This window comes from Plantactinospora mayteni (assembly GCF_016862935.1).
In the GTDB taxonomy this organism is placed as follows: domain Bacteria; phylum Actinomycetota; class Actinomycetes; order Mycobacteriales; family Micromonosporaceae; genus Plantactinospora; species Plantactinospora mayteni.
Genome location: NZ_BONX01000057.1, coordinates 1 through 18,070, shown reverse-complemented (window position 1 = coordinate 18,070; position 18,070 = coordinate 1). Strand labels below are relative to the sequence as shown.

Here is an 18,070-nt window from a genome sequence, read left to right as displayed (position 1 = left end):
CAGCGGTATTCCGGTGGGACGAATCGGTCGTACTTTGGGCTGATCTGAAGTCGCACCACCGTTCGTACGATGGTCTCGTGCACCCTCGTCTGCGCGCCGTGCTGGCCGAGCCGCGCGCCCCAGATGCCCCGGCCCGGGTGTGGCGCGACTGGGCGCTGATCGCGGTCTTCGCGCCGGCGATCGTGCTGGAGGGGATCTTCCGGCCCGACCTGCCGTGGCGGGTGGGCTGCGTCGTCGTCGCGCTCGCGCTGCTGCCCACGCTGCTGTGGCGGCGCACCCAGCCGCTCGCGACCGTGGCCATCGCGTTCGGCTTCACGACGGTCGCCCCGCTCGTGCTGCCTGGCGACGCCTGCCAGATGTACGCGACGAGCTTCCTGGTCCTGCTCTCCTACACGCTGTTCCGCTGGGGCTCCGGCCGGGATGCCGTGCTCGGTTCGGCGTTCGTGGCGGCCAAGGTGGCCGTCGCCGGCCTGGCCGGCTCGATCAGCGGCGGCGAGGTGGTCGCCGGCTTCGCGGTGATGTTCGCCGCCGCCACGCTGGGCGCCGCGGTCCGGTTCCGCGCCGCCGCCCGGCTGCGCGAGTTCGACCGGGTCAAGCTGCTGGAGCGCGAGCGGCTCGCCCGCGACCTGCACGACACCGTGGCCCACCACGTGTCGGCGATGGCGATCCGCGCCCAGGCCGGCATCGCCGCCTCGGCCAGCCAACCGGGCGCCGCCGTCGAGGCGCTCCGCGTGATCGAGGCCGAGGCGTCCCGCGCGCTCACCGAGATGCGCGCGATGGTCCGCGTGCTGCGCCGCGACCAGCCCGCCGACCTGGCGCCCAGCCCACGGGTCGCCGACATCGAGCGGCTCGCCGGGCGTTTCCGCGCCGGGCCGGCCGTCGACGTGGAGATCCGCGGCGACCTCGGGGACCTCCCGCCCACCGTCGGCTCCGCGCTCTACCGCCTGGCCCAGGAGTCGGTCACCAACGCCCGCCGGCACGCCCGGCACGCCACCCGGATCGAGGTCAGCGTCGCGGCCGACGACACCTCCGTGCGCCTGCGGGTCAGCGACGACGGCGAGGCCGGCACCATCCGCCCGGCCGGCTCGCCCGGGTTCGGCCTGATGGGCATGATGGAGCGCGCCGACCTGCTCGGCGGTACCTGCGAGGCCGGCCCCAACCCCGACCGCGGCTGGACCGTGACGGCCGTGCTCCCGCGCGCGGGGGTTGGCGCGTGACGGTTCGCGTGCTCGTCGCGGACGACCAGGAGATCGTCCGTACCGGCCTCACCATGATCTTGAACGCGCAGCCCGGCATCGAGGTCGTCGGGGAGGCCGGCGACGGCCGCCGGGCGGTCGAACTCGCCCGGCGACTCCGCCCCGACGTCTGCCTCTTCGACATCCGGATGCCCGGAATGGACGGCATCGAGGCCACCCGGGCGCTCGCCGGGCCATCGGTCGCGGAGCCGCTCGCGGTGGTCGTCATCACGACCTTCGATCTCGACGACTACGTGTACGCGGCACTGCGCGCCGGCGCCCGCGGCTTCCTGCTCAAGGAGGCCGGCCCAAACCTGCTCGCCCAGGCCGTGCACGCGGCTGCCAACGGGGACGCGCTGATCGCGCCCAGCGTCACCACGCGGCTGTTGAAGGCGTTCGCCGACGCGGGTCCCGCCGCGCCGCCGAAGCAGCCGATCGAGGCGCTCACCGACCGGGAGGAGCAGGTGCTGGTCGCGGTCGCGCGGGGGCGTACCAACAAGGAGATCGCCGACGAGCTCTACATCACGCTGAGCACCGTCAAATCGCACATCACCAGCCTGATGACCAAGCTCGGCGTGCGTAACCGGGTCGAGATCGCGATGTGGGCGTACGAGACCAACCGCAACCGGACGCGCCGGTGACGCCCCGCCGGGCCCACACCCCACCGGCGACTGCGAACTCGCCCGCCCACTGACCACGGAGCCGTACGGGCCGGAGCCGGAAACCCGCCGTGGCCGGTGACCGCTGAAAGTACGACGACGGCGTACGACCATGGGTCGGCCCGATCGCGGCCCATCTGCCGATGAGCCGGGGCGGGTACGGCGGCCACCATCGATGGCATGACCAGGCGTGAATGGCGGCTGCCGGCCGCGTTGATCCTGTTGGGGCTGATACCGATGATCGCCGGCGCGACCCGGTTGACCGAGCTGGGCGGCGGCCCGGAGGTCACCCCGGCGAACGCCCGCTTCGTCGCCGACCCGCTACCGGTGGTGCTGCACATCGTCGGCGCGGTGGTCTACACGATCCTCGGCGCCTTCCAGTTCGTACCCAGCCTGCGCCGCCGCCGCTGGCACCGCCTCGCCGGCCGGGTACTCGTCCCCTGTGGACTGACGGTCGCCCTCTCCGGCGTCTGGATGGCGTTCGCGTACGACCTGCCGGCCCACGACAACGACGTGCTCGCCGGCCTGCGGCTCGTCTTCGGCTCGGCCATGGCCGCCTCGATCCTGCTCGGCCTCGCCGCCGCGCTGCGCCGCGACTTCACCCGGCACCGGGCGTGGATGGTGCGCGGCTACGCGATCGGCCTCGGCGCCGGCACCCAGGCGTTCACCCACGCGCCGTACTTCGCGGTGACCGGTGAACAGCCCGACGGGAACGTCCGGGCGGTGCTGGTCCTCGCCGGTTGGGTGATCAACCTCGCCGTCGCCGAGTGGTACCTGCGCCGCCCGCCCCGCACCGCGGGTTCTCGACCGGGCCGCCGGCCGCGTGTCGTCGCCGGATGAGGTCCTCCGGCGCGATGCCGAGCACGGGTCACCCCTCGACGAGGGCTGGGCAGGAGGCGGCGGCGTTCGGCCGAGCCGGGCGGGCGTACGGCGTGCCGAGGCCGTACGCCCGCCCCGGTCGGCTCAGTCCGGGTCGGGCATCAGGCCCTGCGCACGGAGTTCCTGGACGTGTCGCGCGGGTGGCGGGTGCGGGTCCCGGTCGGAGGGGCGGGGTCCTTCCGGGCCGTCGGGACCGACCCGGACGAAGGTTTCGACCCGGGTCACCCGGCACGGCACGCCCCGCATCTCGAAGTCGTCGGTACGGGGCGGCCGGTGCGCCGCGCGGGCACGCTCGTACGCCGCCATGAACTCCTCCATCGGGGTGTTCTCGTCCGGCATGATGTCCGCGATGGAGAAGGACCCGGCGTCCCGGGCGGCCTGCGGCGTCGGATAGGTGGTGGCCGATCGGGGCCGCCAACTGCCGCCGACATGCTGCCCGATGGTGTAGGCGACCGGGAGCAGTACCACGTTCGGGTGGGTGGTCAGCGCCTGGCGGGAGTCGGCGTGCACGTCGTCGGGGACGGTCGTCGGCTGGTAGGACGCCGAGATCATCTCCATCCGGACGAGTCCGTCGGTGAGCCCGGTGGCGGTGGTCGGGTCGATGACGAATCCGTCCATCTGCGACGTGCTCCGGTCCGCTTGACCGGGCGGGTCCGGGTCCGGGTCGGTGGGTCGGGGCGGCTCGGGTCCGTCCGGGCCCATCCGGATGAACGGTTGGGCCCGGATGATCCGGTAGCGGCGGCCGTTGACGGTGCGTTCGTCGACCGGTTCCCAGTCGAGCAGCTCGTACGTCGTCTCGTACTCCGCCCGTTCGGCGGCGTGCTCGGCGGTCTCCGGGGTTTCGCTGAACAGCCTCCGGAAGTGGGACGCGAGGCCGTCGCGGGCGGACTGCGGCTCGTCGGCGTTGAGCCGCAGGATCCGCCACCGGCCGCCCACCTCCTCGGCGAAGCCGAAGATCGGGGTGCCCCACATGATCGTCGGATAGGCGACCGAACGGCGTCGGGCGTCGTCCTCGCAGACCGCCGACACGGGGTCGTCCGGCTGTTCGATCTTGATCAGCAGGTGATCGGGTACCTGCTTACCGTCATAAGCCATGTACGCAGTGTGTTATCTCGGCCGCCGAAACGCAGCCCCGCCACCACCACAATTCGTCCACAGATTTCCACACCTCCGCCACGGAGCCGGGCTGTGCGTCAGCCGGGCGCGTCCTCGGTGCCGGCTGGACGTGGGCGTGGGGCGCGGCTCAGTAGCCGAACAGCGCTATGGCCAGTGCGGCGACCGCGGCCACCAGCAGTCCGGCGCCGGTACCGAGACCGGTGACCGCGCTTACCCGCAGGGCCCGCTTCCGGGCCACCGGAACCGCGACCAGCGCCGCCAGGGTGACCAGTACCCCCGCGACGTGGACCAGCGGAAAGTTGATCATCTCGGCGAGCGGGAAGAAGTGCACTCCGACGACCAGGGCGATCCAGGCGGAGACCAGCTCGCGGCCACGTTTGCGGATCGAGAGCAGACCGGCGCCGAGACCGGCGAGGCCGAACTCGATCCCGACCAGGATGCCGAAGTTCCGCGCGGTCTCCGCGGAGTCGAACACGGAGCCGGTCGACCAGTCCTGCCAGGCGAGGAGTCCACCGGCCACGGCGACGAGGAGCGAGCCGACCGAGCCGGCGATCAGCGGCTTGCGCCACCTCGGCGGCGGCGCCTCCTGAGCCCAGCCGAACCAACTCGACGCGAAGAACCCGAAGATGACCGCAGTCATCGCGGCGTCGCGGACGTGCTCGGCAAGCATGTGGCTCCTCAGGATCCTGATCGATGGTGCGGAGCGGAAGCCTACCGACCGCACATCCCAGCCGAGCCACCCGCCGGCACCGGGCCGGGCCGCAGCCCGGCCCGGCCGGTCAGAAGTCGTCGTCGAAGCTGACCGAGCCGGTCACCCCGACCTGATAGGCCGACACCCGCCGCTCGAAGAAGTTCGACAGTTCCTGGACGTCCTGCAACTCCATGAACGCGAACGGGTTGCGGCTGCCGTACGTCGGCGCGATGCCGAGCATGGCCAGGCGCCGGTCGGCGACGTGCTGGAGGTACTCGCGCATGTCGGCCAGCGACATCCCGGACACCCCCTGCCCGAGCAGGTCCTCGGCGAACTGGACCTCACACTCCACCGCTTCGGCCAGCATGTCCTTGACCTGCTGTTCCAGGTCGGCGTCGAAGAGGTCCGGCTCTTCGGCGCGTACGGTGTCCACGACGTCGAAGGCGAAGGCCATGTGCATGGACTCGTCCCGGAACACCCAGTTCGTACCCGACGCGAGGCCGTGCAGGAGCCCTCGGGAACGCAAGAAGTAGACGTAGGCGAAGGCACCGTAGAAGAACAGCCCCTCGATGCAGGCGGCGAAGCAGATCAGGTTGAGCAGGAACGCCCGCCGGTCCTCGCGGGTCGTCAGCTCGCGCAACTCGAAGACGGAATCGATCCACCTGAAGCAGAACTCGGCCTTGCGGGCGATCGACGGGATGTTCTCCACCGCCGCGAACGCCGCGAACCGTTCCTTCTCGTCCGGCACGTACGTGTCGAGCAGGTTCAGGTAGAACTGGACGTGCACGGCTTCCTCGAAGAGTTGCCGGGAGAGATAGAGCCGGCCCTCCGGGGAGTTGACGTGCTGGTAGAGGTTGAGCACGAGATTGTTCGCGACGATCGTGTCGCCGGTGGCGAAGAACGCGACCAGCCGGGACACCAGATGCCGCTCGGCCGGGGAGAGCCTGGCCAGGTCGGCGAGGTCGGAGTGCAGGTCGACCTCCTCCACGGTCCAGGTGTTCTTGATCGCGTCCCGGAACCGGTCGAAGAACCGCGGGTAGCGCATCGGCCGGAGCGTCAGATCCATGCCCGGGTCGAGCAGCATGTGCTGCCGCTCTGACGCGTCGCGCGGTTCAGGTCGAGAGAGGTTCACTGGCAGGCCTCGCAGCTCTCGGGGTTTTCCAGGGAACAGGCCAACGCCTCGTCGCCCACCGCGATGACCGGCGTGACCACCGGGGTCACGGCGACGGTCGCCTGCTGGATGCGGGTCGCGGGACGCGAGCGCAGGTAGTAGGTGGTCTTGAGCCCGGACTTCCAGGCATGCAGGTACATCGAGGAGAGCTTGCCGATGGTCGGCGCGCTCATGAACAGGTTGAGCGACTGCGACTGGTCGACGTACGGGGCGCGGGCGGCGGCCAGGTCGATCAGCGCCCGCTGCGGGAGTTCCCAGGCGGTACGGAACAGCTCCCGTACGTCCGCGGGCAGGTCCGACAGCCCCTGCACCGACCCCTCGGCCCGGGTGATCTGTTCGCGGATCGGCGCCGTCCACAGCCCCCGTGCCTTCAGTTCGCGGACCAGGTACGTGTTGATCTGGAGGAACTCCCCGGACATGGTCTCCCGCTTGAACAGGTTGGACACCTGCGGCTCGATGCACTCGTAGCAACCGGCGATCGACGCGATCGTCGCCGTCGGCGCGATCGCCACCAGCAGCGAGTTGCGCAGGCCGTGCGCGGCGATCGTCGACCGCAGCGCGGCCCACCGCTCGACCTGGGTGGGCTCGGCGCCCCACAGGTCCGGGTGCAGCTCACCGCGGGCCGCGCGGGTCTCCGGATATCCGGGGTGTGGACCGAACTGTTCGGCGAGCCCCGCCGAGGTCTCCAACGCGGTCAGGAAGATCTCCTCCTGTACCCGGGTCGACAACTCCCGGGCCCGCGCCGAGTCGAACGGCAGCCGCAGGGTGAAGAACACGTCCTGTAGGCCCATCAACCCGAGCCCGACCGGCCGCCAGCGGGGGTTCGACGCCGCCGCCTGCCCGGCCGGGTAGTAGTTGATGTCGATCACCCGGTCGAGGAAGACCACCGCCGTGCGTACCGTGGCACGCAGTTTCTCCCAGTCGACGCCGTCCGCCGTGACGTGCGCGCCCAGGTTGATCGATCCCAGGTTGCAGACCGCGGTCTCGGTGTCGCTGTTGACCTCCAGGATCTCCGTGCAGAGGTTGGAGAGGTGGATCGTGTTGCCCGGCGCCCCGGTCTGGTTCGACAGCCGGTTCGAGGCGTCCTTGAACGTCATCCACCCGTTGCCGGTCTGCGCCAGGGTACGCATCATCCGCCCGTACAGGTCGCGGGCCCTGACCGTCCGGACGGCCTTCTTCTCGGCCGCCCGGTACGCCTCGTCGAAGGCGTCCCCGAAGAGATCGGGCAGCTCGGGCGCGTCGGACGGGTCGATCAACGACCAGTCGCCGTCCGCCTCGACCCGCCGCATGAACTCGTCCGGGATCCAGTTCGCCAGGTTCAGGTTGTGCGTACGGCGGGACTCCTCACCGGTGTTGTCCCGCAACTCCAGGAACTCCTCGATGTCCGGATGCCACGGTTCGAGGTAGACGCAGGCCGCGCCCTTGCGCCGACCGCCCTGGTTGACGGCCGCCACGCCGGCGTCGAGTGTCTTCAGGAACGGCACGATGCCGTTCGACCTGCCGTTCGTGCCCCGGATCAGCGCGCCGCGACCGCGCACCCGCGACCAGGAGATGCCGATGCCGCCGGAGAACTTCGACAACCTCGCCACCTGGTGGTACCGCTCGTAGATCGAGTCCAACTCGTCCTTCGGCGAGTCGACCAGGAAGCACGACGACATCTGGGTGTGCCGGGTTCCGGAGTTGAACAGGGTCGGGGAACTCGGCAGGTACGCCAGGCTGGACATCAGCCGGTAGAAGCCGATCGCCTCGCCCGGCGTCTGCGACAGTCCGCAGGCGACCCGCAACAGCCAGTGCTGGGGCGTCTCCACCACGAGGCGGGTCTCCGGGTGCCGCAACAGATACCGATCGGCCACGGTGCGCAGCCCGAAGTACTCGAACCGCCGATCACCATCCGGGTCGACGGCATCGTCGAGCTTGCGCGCGTTACCGGCCACGAACGCGGCCGTGTCGTCTCCGATCAGACCCAGCTCGTGCGCGTACCGGATGGACTGGCTGAAGCTGGCGACCCCCTGACCCCTGACCTCCTTCTCCACGTACGCGGCCAGCAGCCGCGCCGCCAGCCTCGAGTACTGCGGCTCCGCACTGATCAACTCCGCCGCCGTCTGGATCGACAGCTTGTCCAACTCGGCGGTGGTCGCCCCGTCGTACAACCCGCTGATCGTCTTCGTCGCCACCCGCAGCGGGTCGACCTCGTCCAGGTCGGCGACCCACCGCTGCACCGCCCGGACGATCTTGTTGACGTCCACCGTCTCCAGGTCGCCGTTACGCTTGCGGACCTGCATGACGTGCCGGCGCTGCTCCGGCACGGCGGTCTGCTCCTGCGTGACCGTCATGGCCCCCTCCTCACGCCTCACCCGAAGGTCGTCGGGCACGCGGGAAGACGCCGCCGGCCCACCGCGACACCGCGATCGTCCGGCGCTGGCGTCGGCCGTCCCGCGCGGCCTCCGACCGCCGTACACCGGTCGGCGTACGGCGCGCTGGCAGGTCTTCGGACTCGCGGGCGTGACGCCGGGGCGTCGCCTACTGGCCGTCGCTTCCCAGAACCCGTACGGGCTCCAGTGCTCGATGACGGCGGTCGTTCCCACTCACCGCTGCGGGGCAGTCCCGGACTCCCACCGGGTTCCCTGTTGCCTCGGCCATACCGTGCGGACGGGCCGAACCAGCTGCGGTCAACACCATATCTGGGTACGGGTAGGAACAGGCAACACCAGATGGTGTGTCGGGCGTGTCGCACATCTCAACAGCACGCCATCGGAGTGGACGGTCACCCGGTGGTTGCGCGGCCGGTCGTTGGGACCGCCAGCCCAGTCGGTCCCGAGCGTGATCGGAACGCCCTCGTCGGCGCACCCCGCTCGCAACCCCGCCAGGTGCGCGGCAGCCAGGTGATGACGGAACGTCGGCCGGACTGGGCCGGCCCGCTGGCCCGGCGCGTCGTTGCGCCGGGCCAGCATCGATCCCACCGCTGGGACGGTCAGTTGGTCAGCCGAGCCGCCACTTCTGGTTGGCCCCGCCGTGGCACTCGTAGATGATCAGCCGGGCGCCGTCGGCGCTGTTCCAGTCGACCACGTCGACGCACTTGTTCGCCTGCGGGTTGACCAGGTCTCCGGCGCCGCTGAGTACCCACTGCTGGGCCGGGTTGCCACTACAGTTCGCGAGCTGGACCACCGCACCGTTGGCGGTGGAGCCCCAGGCGACGTCCATGCAGAGGCCGAACGCCCGGATCGTTCCGTCGCCGGGGAAGGTCCAGCTCTGCGCGTTGGTTCCGTTGCAGGTCCACAGTTGCAGGTACTGGCCGTCGACCCCGTTGGAGTTCGGCACGTCGATGCACTTGTCGGCGTACCCGACGATCCGGCGGGTCGACCCGCCGCCGGTGGTGGTCAGCGACAGCCCGTACCGGTTCAGGATCTCGTTGACCGGCTGGTAGACGGTCGTACCGCCGGAGGCGCAGTCGCCGCCCGCTCCCGAGGTGACGCCCTGGGCCTGGTTGCCGGCGAGGAACGACCCGCCGGAGTCGCCGGGCTGGGCGCACGCGGTGCTGGAGACCAGCCCGTAGACCAGTTGACCGGAGTAGTTGACGGTGACGTTCTTCGCGGTGATGGTGCCGCACCGCCACCCGGTGGTCCGGCCGGACCGGCAGATCGAGGCGCCGACCGCCGCCTCCTGGGAGCCGGCCACGTTGACGGTGCCGCCGCTGTAGTTGTTCACCCACGGCCGGGACACCCAGTTGGCGTTGGTCTGCACCCAGGCGTAGTCGTCGCCCGGGAAGGAGGAGCCGCGGAAGGTCCCCTGCGCCACCCCGCTGCCGGAGGTGGTGGCACCGACGCCGCCGCAGTGTCCGGCCGTGACGAACCCGCCGGCGACGGCGAAGCCGACCGAGCAGAGCACGCTGTTGTTGATCACGTACTGGTCGCCGCCCCGGGTGTCGTAGACCGGGCGGTAGGCGTCGTCGGCGCGGACCACGGTCACCGCGTCGGCGGGTAGCCCGGCGGCCCGGGCGAACCCGGTGGCCGCCGCCGCGCTGGCGGTCTGGATCGAGACGCTGTTGTGCACCGGGTCGACGTACCAGGCGTGCACGGCGTCGCCGGCCAGCACCGCCCGACGGTCCAGGCCGGCGGCGAGGCGTTCCAGTTCGGCGAGGTTGCGGGTGACGGTCCGGGGTTCGGCACCGGCCGCGCGGACCCGGTCGGCCCGCGCCGGGTCTGTCACCCCGACGACCACTGTTCTGCCGTCGGCGGCCACCCAGGTACCGGCGTACACGTCGGCGAGTTCGGCCCGCACCCGCAGCTCGACGGACGCGGCGCTCGCCTCGACGGCGAGCCGGGCGGTGAGCTGGCCGGCGGTGAGGCCGAGGTCCCGGCGCAGCGCGGCGAGTTGGTCGGCGGGGAGGGCGGCCGGGTCGCCGGCGGGCGGCGCGGCCACGGTCACGGCCGGGTTCGTGGCGCTCGCGGGCGTCGTGGCACCCGCCGAGGCCGGTGTCGGCGCGGTGAGCAGGCTGACGCCCAAGGTCAGGCCGAGCAGCGCGCTCAGCTTGCGGTTCATCTGCATACCTCCAGGAGGCGTGACGGAAGGCAGGGGCGAGAGCGCTCTCTGGGAGGAAAGTTTACTAATTACCAGGCGGCTGTCAATATCCACTGCATTCGATGGTCAGGGCGCGGCCGGCATCGGCGTCAGCCCTGATCTCGCTCGCTGTGCGGCAACCGCCCTGGTCACCGGGCCGTGCCGAGTGCGGGGGAGACTTCGCGCGCGACCTGTCAGCGACGCCTGCGGGTGTTGAGTCGGGCGGCCTGCCGGGTCAGGTGGTCGCGCTCGGCAAGGTTGGGTGCCTTCTGGGCCGCTTCGGCGTAGAGCCGTGCCGCCCTCGCCAGGTCGCCGTCGCGCTCGTGGAGGTACGCCGCCACCGCCGTGTGCCGGGGGAGTGAGTCGTCCAGCGCCGCGAGCGCCGCCAGCCCGGCGCGCGGCCCGTCGGCCTCCCCGACGGCCACCGCGCGGTTGAGCCGGACGACCGGGCTGTCGGTCAGGCGGGCGAGTTCGTCGTACCACTCGACGATCTGCACCCAGTCGGTCTCCTCGGCGGTGGGGGCGTCGGCGTGGAGTGCCGCAATGGCGGCCTGGGCCTGAAACTCGCCCAGCCGGTCGCGGGCGAGGGCCGCCTGCAGGAGTTCGACGCCCTCGGCGATCGACTCGGTGTCCCACCGGCCGCGGTCCTGCTCGGCGAGCGGCACCAGGCTGCCGTCGGGCGCGGTCCGGGTGGCGCGCCGGGCGTGGTGGAGCAGCATCAGGGCGAGCAGCCCCGCCACCTCGGGGTGGTCGATCGAGGCCGCGAGCTGCCGGGTGAGCCGGATGGCCTCGGCGGCGAGGTCGATGTCGCCGGAGTAGCCCTCGTTGAAGACCAGGTAGAGGACGCGCAGCACGGTGGCGAGGTCGCCGGGCTGGTCGAACCGTACGCCGGAGACGGTGCGTTTGGCCCGGCTGATCCGCTGTGCCATGGTCGCCTCGGGCACCAGGTACGCCTGGGCGATCTGCCGGGTGGTCAGTCCGCCGACGGCGCGCAGCGTGAGCGCGACGGCGGACGACGGCGTCAGCGACGGGTGGGCGCACAGGAAGTAGAGCTGGAGCGTGTCGTCGACGGCGGGTACGGGCCCGGGCGCCGGCTCCTCGTCGACGAGGTCCTCACGTCGACGGCGGGCGGCGTCCGCCCGGGTCGCGTCGAGGAACCGGCGCCAGGCCACGCTGACCAGCCAGCCCTTCGGGTCGCGGGGCGGGTCGGCCGGCCAGACGCGGATCGCCTCGACCAGCGCGTCCTGCACCGCGTCCTCGGCCGCCGCGAAATCGGCTCCACGGCGGACGAGGATCCCGAGCACGCTCGGCGTGAGGCTCCGCAGGAGGGCCTCGGTCAGTTGAGCGGTCACTCCGTGATGGTGGGCGGCTCGGTCAGGAACGGGCGTACCTCGAGCCACTCGTGGATCGGCTTGCCACCAGCACCGGGAGCGGCGGACAGCTCCCCGGCCAACTCGACGGCGCGCTCGTAGCTGTCGACGTCGATCACCATCCAGCCGGCGATCAGGTCCTTGGTCTCGGCGAACGGGCCGTCGGTGACCGGCGGGCGCCCCTCACCGTCGTACCGGACGAACGTCCCCTCGGGGGCGAGCGCCTGACCGTCGACGAACTCGCCGGTCCCCTCCAGCCGGGCCGCGAAGTCGTGCATGTACTTCATATGTGCCGAGATCTCCTCCGGCGTCCACTGGTCCATCGGTACGTCGTTGACCGCGGCCGGAGCGCCGCGGTAGTGCTTGAGCAGCAGGTACTTGGCCATCGTGTTTCTCCTCGGTGCTGGTGCGACCCATTCTGGTCACCTCCACCGCGGGGACGGAGCCGGTCACCGATTCTCGACATCGCCGCCGGAAGTTTTTTGGCTTTGATCGACCAACCGAGGTCAGAAGGCGTCACGACGACGGGCGGCCGGGCCGGCGAACCGGTCCCGGCCGCCCGTGTCGTGGCCGCAGGCGGTGCTACAGGTCGAGCGGCTCGACCCAGATGTTGCGGTACTGCACCGGGTTGCCGTGGTCTTGCAGCCGAATGGCGCCCGAGGCCGGACCCTCGGGCCGGCTGCCGCCGGTGGGGCCGAGGATCTCGACGTCGTCGTGCACGGTGACGCCGTTCCACACCACGGTGACGCGCGGGTTCTCGACCTTGTTGCCGGCCGCGTCGTAGCGGGCCTGCCGGTAGACGATGTCGTACGTCTGCCAGCGCTCGGGCGGCAGCGCCGCGTTCACGTCCGGAGCCTTCTGGAGGTAGATGGCTGCGGAGTCGTTGGTCTGCGGCGGGTTGATGCCGAACGAGTCCAGCACCTGGATCTCGTAGCGGTCCTGGAGGTACACGCCGCTGTTGGCGCGGGCCTGGCCGGTCACGTCCGGCGGGTACAGCGGCAGGTTGAACTCGACGTGCAGGCGGAAGTCGCCGAAGGCCTGCACCGTACGCAGGTCTCCGTTGCGTACCGTCATGGCACCGTCGGCGATCGTCCACCCGGGTTCGCGTCCGTCGGTGTGCTGCCATTCGGTGAGTTCACGGCCGTTGAACAGGGTGATGCGCTTGCCGTGCGGCCGGACGGCGAGCACGTCGAGGTTCACGTGTCCGGAGTCCGCGGCCTCCTTGCGGTACTCGACCACGTTACGGCCCCTGCCCAGCCGTACGGTCGTGATGACCGTGCCCCACTCCTTCCAGGTCACGGTGGAGGGGAAGACCGTCTGCTCCACCCGATCACCGTTGACGTAGAGACTGAGCTGCTTCTCGCCCGAGTAGGGGTTCGGACCGTTGCTGTAGCGCATCGCCAGGTCGTACTTCCCGCTCTCCGGGACATCGACGGCGATCCTGGTTGACGAGCCGTCCTGGGCGAACCCGGCGGCGAAGCCGGCACCGGAGTAGGCGGCGTGGTCGGTCGCCATGCCGACGCCGACCGTCCGGCCCTCCTCGGCCTCGAAGAACGTCTCCGGCTGCACCACGCGCCCCGGGATCTCGTTGAGCGTGTACCAGGCCTCAGTGTTCCACAGCTCCTCACCGCCCGCCGAGCTGAACGGGCGAGGTGAGCGTACGTGCACCACGCGGTTCTCCTTCAGGCCCGGGATCTTGAGCTTGACGGTGCGCCGGTCCCGCGACAGCTCTGCCCTGGTGACGTCGAGGGTCTCCAGGTCGAGCTTGGGCCCGCCGTACTGGCTCGTCGCGCCGTAGCGCCACTGCGTCACCTGGTAGGCGTCGGCGAGTTCCTGCGCGGTCTCAGCCGACAACGGCTCGGTGTACTCCAGTTCGAACCCACCATGCGACGCGCGCATCTGCTTGACCTCGAACACCGAAGTGCCGGTGGGCGTGAGTTTTTGCAGGCCGTAGCTGAGCTTGCCCTCCTGGCCCCAGTTGCCGCCGGCGCCCAGACCACCCACGTAGAGTGCGCCGTCGGGGCCGAGTGCCACCTCGTTGATGCCGGACTCCAGGCCCTGCGTGTGCCGGAACACCGCGCCCTGGTACTGGCCCTCGATCTTCTCGAGGAACACGCGCTGTAGGCCGCCGTACGTCACATCCCCGACGACCAGTTGCCCCTTGTACGGCCCCTGCTTCAGGAGCACCGGGGTGGACGGCGAGTTGGCGATCTCGTTCTGCGGCAGCCAGACGATGGGCCGGGTCACCGGATTGTCGTCGAACGGGCCCGCCGGGGTGGTGTAGTGGTTGTAGAACGCCCCCTGCTTGATCTCGACCAGCTTGGAGGCGGGCAGCCAGCCTCCCTGGTTGTCGGTGACCAGGACCTCGCCCTGCGGACCCCACCCGATTCCGTTGGGTGTGCGCAGCCCGCCGGCGACGTACGTGATCTTCCCGGTCCTGGCGTTCACCTTGATCGAGGTACCGCGGTTCGGCGCCGGCTGGGGCACCGTGGTGGCGCCACCGAGGTTGATCGCGACCGAGAGGTTGAGGTAGAAGTATCCGTCCCGATAGAGCAGGCCGAACGCGAACTCGTGGAAGTTGCCGCCCCACGGCCAGGTGGCAACCGTCCGACGGTCGTCCGCCGTGCCGTCGCCGTCGGTGTCGCGCAGGGCCGTCAGCTCGTGCTTCTGGCTGACGTACACGGTGCCGTCGACCACGGCGACGCCTTGGGGTTCGCGCAGCCCCTCCGCGAACTTGCGGTAGGTCACCTGTTCGGGGCCGGTCTGGCCGGTGACGCCGTCGACGACGTAGACCTCGCCGGTCGCGTTGTCCGTGCCGCCCCAGGTCGAGATCACCAGGTCGCCGTCGGGCATGAAGGCCATGCCGGTGACCTGTGGCTGGGTCCCCTCGGGACGCAGGTCGGTGAGGGTGTACCCGGGGTGCACCCGGTCGAGCGGCAGCCCGTCCCCGGCCGAGTCGGTGGCGCCCTCGCAGTACTTCCAGCCTGGCGCCGTGACGCGCACGACGCCCGCGTCGGTACTCAGCGCGGCGGTCGGCACCACCTCGAAGGTGTCGGCACCGGGGGTACGCCACTCGAGCCGCAGTACCTGGCCGCCGCCGTTTTCGAAGAACTCGACGAACAACGGGTGAAGGCCGGCGCTCAGGGTGACCGACCCTTCCTTGGAGGTCTCGCCGTGCAGGCCGTCGTGGTCGACGACACGCTGGTCGCCGATGGTCAGCCGTGACCCGTCGTCGCTGGTGAGCCGGAACGTGTACGTGCCGTCGACGGGCGCGGCGAGGTTGCCGACGACGTGGCTGATGAACCGGTCGGAGAGGCCGAACTCGTCCGTGGTGGTCCAGTTGATCTGCGGCATGAGCTTGTCGACGTTCGGCGTCTGTGCGGGCTTGAGGGTGCAGAGCGTCGACAGCGGGACGCCCATGTCGAACGAGCGCAGCGTGACGCCGGGTTCCTGTGGCGGGACATCGGCGGCGACGGGCGCGGCCGTGGCAGGGGCGACGGCGGCTGGGGCGAGCAGGGTCGCCAGCGCGGCACCCGCAGCCGCGAGCGCGGCTCGACGGCGCGGGTGCCGTCGGTTCGGTGCGGTCACGGTTCCTCCTGATGAGCGCGGATCCCGGCCTGGAAGCAGTCGGGCCACTTCCTCCTCACAGGCCGGTCGGTTCGATCTCGCAACACAAAAGATCGATCGCTGACACTAACACTTTGTATTGATCTAGCGAAACTTTTGCACGAACGAATAAAAGTCCCTCGGCTACCCCGGTCGCCGTCCTCCAGCGCTCGGCGTTGGACGTTCGGGGTCCCGCCCGGGTTTCCCGGTTCGCTAGGATCATCCAATCTGGACCTTCGAGCGGGATTTGAGGCTATGACGGACCAATCAGCGTTCTCTCCTGAAGAACTCGTGCAGTTGCTGGCACCTCTGCGGCAGGTGGCAGTCGCGGCGATGGCCGCCGAGGATGGGGGCATCATCGCGTTCTTCAAAGAGATGGCGGGGGTCGGCAAGGCGATCGTCGAGGCGGAGAAGAGCGACAACCAGCTCGTGGCGAGCCTCGCCGCGATGAACCTCGACGACCACCTCCCGAGCGACAAGGGTTCGAGTGACCGGGCGCAGGAGATCGCCCGCGCGCTTGAGCTGGTTCCGCCCGCCCTGGAGCTGTTGCGGACCAAGGCCACCGAGGACGACGCGCGGGCGTACGGGGCGTGGCTGGTCGAGATCGCCGTCAAGATCAGCGAGGCCGCGAAGAGCGGCGGCGTCAAGATCAGCGACAACGAGCAGGAGTTCATCGACCAGCTCACCGAGGTCGTCAAGGGCTGAGCGCCCGTCGGCTGCCGCCTCGGCCGGGCCGGGTCCACCGCCCCAGCGCTGGCCCCGGCCCGGCGAGCGCGACGGTCCGTCAGTCGGGCGTCGCCGAAGGTCCATGTGGTGGCGACCCGTTGCAACGACGACATGTCAGCCGCGCGGGTCCTCGGCATCGAGGAGTTCCGCACCGGTCCGGCGGCCCCGCACCATCGTGCGGCGGGGCCGCCGGGCCGCGCGTACCACTGGGTCGGACGAGCCCGGCCCGCCTCGGTGGAGAGCCGTCAGCAGGTGGAGTTGGTCTGGGTCAGCAGGCCGAGGCGCCAGGGGAGGCTGTTGTATTCGCCTCCGGCGTTGGGGTCCAGGCCCTGGTAGGCGTACCGCAGGTTGCAGGGGCTGAGGGTGAGGGTCTGGTCGACCTGGTCGCGGATCATCTCGCCGTGGCTGATGTCCCGGGTCCAGGCGCCGGCGGGGAAGGTCACGTTGTTGGCGCGGGCGAAGGGGTTGCTCTCGGTGTCGGCCAGCGCCTGCCAGGGGCCGGCGACGGCAGGTGCGGTCCAGGACCGGAACCAGCGGCGGCCGTCGGTGCCGATCGCCTCGTGGATGAGAAGGTACTGGTTCCGGCCGGCCACCTTGTACACGTTGGCGGCCTCGAAGAGCCGGTTGCGGTTGGCGTCCTGCATCGCGATCACCGGCTGGTTCATGCCGTTGGGGAAGTTCGCCACCGAGGTCTGCGACCGGTAGAGGTGGCCGTTGTCGTCCGAGGAGAACAGGTGGCAGTTCGCGCTGTCGCAGATGACCCACATGTCGACCCAGTAACCGTTGCCGATGTTGTCCCGGATGATCTGTGGCATGCCGCTGTAGAAGTGCTTCGGCGCGCTCCACCCGTTCGGGTTGCCGATGTCCGGGTTGGTGGAGTACGACGCGTTGCCGGTCTGGTAGACCAGGTACCACAGCCGGTGCGGGGCGAAGTAGAACACCTGCGGTGCGGCCCGGTATCCGGTGCCGAGCGGTGCCTGGTCGAGGTAGTGGAAGGTGGCGTTGTTGGCCTGCGACCAGTCGGTGAAGTTGAGGTAGACCAGGTTGTAGCCTGCCGACTTCGCCGTGCTCGCGAAGACGTGGTAGCGGCCGTTGTGGTAGACCACCGAGGGATCCTTGATGCCGGCGATGTTCCGGCTGTCGGCTTTGGGTCCGACCAGCGCGCCGCTGGAGTTCCAGCGGAAGCTGCTCGGCAGGTTCCCGGTCGGCGGGTCCGTGGGCGGGTTGGTCGGTGGGTTCGTGGGTGGGTTGGTGGGTGGGTTGGTGGGCGGGTTGGTGGGCGGGTTGGTGACGCCGCCGGTGCACGTCGTGCCGTTGAGGGTGAACGACGAGGGCACCGGGTTGCTGCCGGTCCACGATCCGTTGAAGCCGAACGACGCACTGGCATTGGTGGCGATCGAGGCGTTGTAACCGACGTTCCTCGCGGTGACCTGGCTACCGCTCTGGGTCACCGACGCGTTCCATGCCTGGGTGACCTGCTGGCCCGCACCGTACGTCCAGGTGAGGGTCCAGCCGTTGATCGGGTCACCCAGGTTGGTCACGGTGACGTTGGCGCCGAATCCGCCCTGCCACTGGGACGATATCGAGTAGTTCACCGAGCAGCCGGGCGCGGCGGCGTGCGCGGGGAGGACCGCTGCCGTTCCGATGGCGCCCATTCCGATGACCGCCACGAGCAACCCGGCTCGTAGTCTGACTGGTTGACGCACTGGGACTCCTTACAGTCGCGGTGGTATCGCCGCAGAGGGCGGCAGTTGACAGGTCCCGCGCCGGGCCGGCGCCATCCCCGGGTGTGACACGCACCCTGTGCCCATGGATCGACGCCTATGTGAGCGCGAACATATATCGTCGGCGACAGGGACCGCAAGACGGTATTCTCGGCGGGCCGAATAACTGCGTCGAGCCGCCCGAAGAAAAGCCGCCCGATCGCCTCGCCCCGTCCCTCCACTGTTCTGGAGGTCGGCGAAACTCCAGCCATCTGGTCGCGGCATGCCGGGCCGGTCCTGTGGCGGTTTCCGCGTTGCTTCCGGGTGGTGGTTGGTGGTCGGTCGCGGGAGAATCCA

At 70.3% G+C, this 18,070-nt stretch carries 13 protein-coding genes and 1 riboswitch; of the genes, 4 read left to right on the top strand and 9 right to left on the bottom strand.

Annotation, left to right across the window (positions count from 1 at the left end):
- Nucleotides 1-77: 77 nt before the first annotated feature.
- From Pma05_RS36020 to Pma05_RS36010, 3 genes are all read left to right on the top strand, one after another.
- Nucleotides 78-1,217, top strand: a complete 1,140-nt coding sequence (locus Pma05_RS36020) for a sensor histidine kinase (RefSeq protein WP_203862009.1) — start codon at nt 78-80, stop codon at nt 1,215-1,217.
- Nucleotides 1,214-1,876 (top strand): response regulator, encoded by a 663-nt coding sequence (locus Pma05_RS36015; protein WP_203862008.1) that lies wholly within the window; start codon nt 1,214-1,216, stop codon nt 1,874-1,876. The genes Pma05_RS36020 and Pma05_RS36015 overlap by 4 nt, the downstream gene beginning before the upstream one ends.
- A 198-nt stretch (nt 1,877-2,074) precedes the next feature.
- Complete coding sequence (locus tag Pma05_RS36010) at nt 2,075-2,734, top strand: DUF2306 domain-containing protein (RefSeq protein ID WP_239313841.1); 660 nt, start codon at nt 2,075-2,077, stop codon at nt 2,732-2,734.
- Between the two features lie 123 nt (nt 2,735-2,857).
- Here the strand turns inward: Pma05_RS36010 and Pma05_RS36005 are convergent, their stop codons facing one another.
- The 8 genes from Pma05_RS36005 to Pma05_RS35970 form a co-directional block, all read right to left on the bottom strand.
- On the bottom strand, nt 2,858-3,868 hold the full coding sequence (locus Pma05_RS36005) for a DUF5954 family protein (RefSeq protein ID WP_203862007.1): 1,011 nt from the start codon (nt 3,866-3,868) through the stop codon (nt 2,858-2,860).
- A gap of 148 nt (nt 3,869-4,016) precedes the next feature.
- The gene (locus Pma05_RS36000) at nt 4,017-4,559 is read right to left on the bottom strand and encodes a hypothetical protein (protein ID WP_203862006.1); all 543 of its coding nucleotides are present in this window, start codon (nt 4,557-4,559) and stop codon (nt 4,017-4,019) included.
- A gap of 109 nt (nt 4,560-4,668) precedes the next feature.
- On the bottom strand, nt 4,669-5,664 hold the full coding sequence (locus tag Pma05_RS35995) for a ribonucleotide-diphosphate reductase subunit beta (protein WP_203862005.1): 996 nt from the start codon (nt 5,662-5,664) through the stop codon (nt 4,669-4,671).
- A gap of 44 nt (nt 5,665-5,708) precedes the next feature.
- Nucleotides 5,709-8,084, bottom strand: coding sequence for a ribonucleoside-diphosphate reductase subunit alpha (locus tag Pma05_RS35990; RefSeq protein WP_203862004.1), 2,376 nt, complete (start codon nt 8,082-8,084; stop codon nt 5,709-5,711).
- Nucleotides 8,085-8,213: 129 nt separating this feature from the next.
- Nucleotides 8,214-8,430: riboswitch (cobalamin riboswitch) on the bottom strand.
- 300 nt (nt 8,431-8,730) lie between these two features.
- Nucleotides 8,731-10,290 carry a ricin-type beta-trefoil lectin domain protein gene (locus Pma05_RS35985; RefSeq protein WP_203862003.1) on the bottom strand — a complete coding sequence of 520 codons (1,560 nt, stop codon included), beginning with the start codon at nt 10,288-10,290 and terminating at the stop codon, nt 8,731-8,733.
- A 212-nt stretch (nt 10,291-10,502) separates the two neighbouring features.
- Nucleotides 10,503-11,648 carry an RNA polymerase sigma factor gene (locus Pma05_RS35980; RefSeq protein WP_203862097.1) on the bottom strand — a complete coding sequence of 382 codons (1,146 nt, stop codon included), beginning with the start codon at nt 11,646-11,648 and terminating at the stop codon, nt 10,503-10,505.
- Between the two features lie 8 nt (nt 11,649-11,656).
- Nucleotides 11,657-12,064 (bottom strand): YciI family protein, encoded by a 408-nt coding sequence (locus tag Pma05_RS35975; protein ID WP_203862002.1) that lies wholly within the window; start codon nt 12,062-12,064, stop codon nt 11,657-11,659.
- Nucleotides 12,065-12,260: 196 nt separating this feature from the next.
- Nucleotides 12,261-15,266: a 3-keto-alpha-glucoside-1,2-lyase-like domain-containing protein gene (locus Pma05_RS35970; protein WP_239313839.1), complete on the bottom strand. Its 3,006-nt coding sequence runs from the start codon at nt 15,264-15,266 to the stop codon at nt 12,261-12,263.
- Nucleotides 15,267-15,539: 273 nt separating this feature from the next.
- Between Pma05_RS35970 and Pma05_RS35965 the strand changes: the two genes are divergently transcribed.
- Entirely contained in the window at nt 15,540-15,989 is a 450-nt protein-coding gene (locus Pma05_RS35965; protein WP_203862001.1) for a hypothetical protein, read from the top strand.
- 266 nt (nt 15,990-16,255) lie between these two features.
- On the opposite strand, the gene Pma05_RS35960 is transcribed toward Pma05_RS35965, so the two are convergent.
- A complete protein-coding gene (locus Pma05_RS35960) occupies nt 16,256-17,716 on the bottom strand; it encodes a glycoside hydrolase family 62 protein (RefSeq protein ID WP_239313837.1) in 1,461 nt (486 codons plus the stop codon).
- Between the last annotated feature and the right edge of the window lie 354 nt (nt 17,717-18,070).

Bases quoted from the DNA above. Each gene is read 5' to 3' on its own strand.
- Pma05_RS35965 (WP_203862001.1), top strand. From the start codon at position 15,540: ATGACGGACCAATCAGCGTTCTCTCCTGAAGAACTCGTGCAGTTGCTG.
- Pma05_RS35995 (WP_203862005.1), bottom strand. From the start codon at position 5,664: ATGCTGCTCGACCCGGGCATGGATCTGACGCTCCGGCCGATGCGCTAC.
- Pma05_RS35975 (WP_203862002.1), bottom strand. From the start codon at position 12,064: ATGGCCAAGTACCTGCTGCTCAAGCACTACCGCGGCGCTCCGGCCGCG.
- Pma05_RS35990 (WP_203862004.1), bottom strand. From the start codon at position 8,084: ATGACGGTCACGCAGGAGCAGACCGCCGTGCCGGAGCAGCGCCGGCAC.
- Pma05_RS36005 (WP_203862007.1), bottom strand. From the start codon at position 3,868: ATGGCTTATGACGGTAAGCAGGTACCCGATCACCTGCTGATCAAGATC.
- Pma05_RS36010 (WP_239313841.1), top strand. From the start codon at position 2,075: ATGACCAGGCGTGAATGGCGGCTGCCGGCCGCGTTGATCCTGTTGGGG.
- Pma05_RS35985 (WP_203862003.1), bottom strand. From the start codon at position 10,290: ATGAACCGCAAGCTGAGCGCGCTGCTCGGCCTGACCTTGGGCGTCAGC.
- Pma05_RS36000 (WP_203862006.1), bottom strand. From the start codon at position 4,559: ATGCTTGCCGAGCACGTCCGCGACGCCGCGATGACTGCGGTCATCTTC.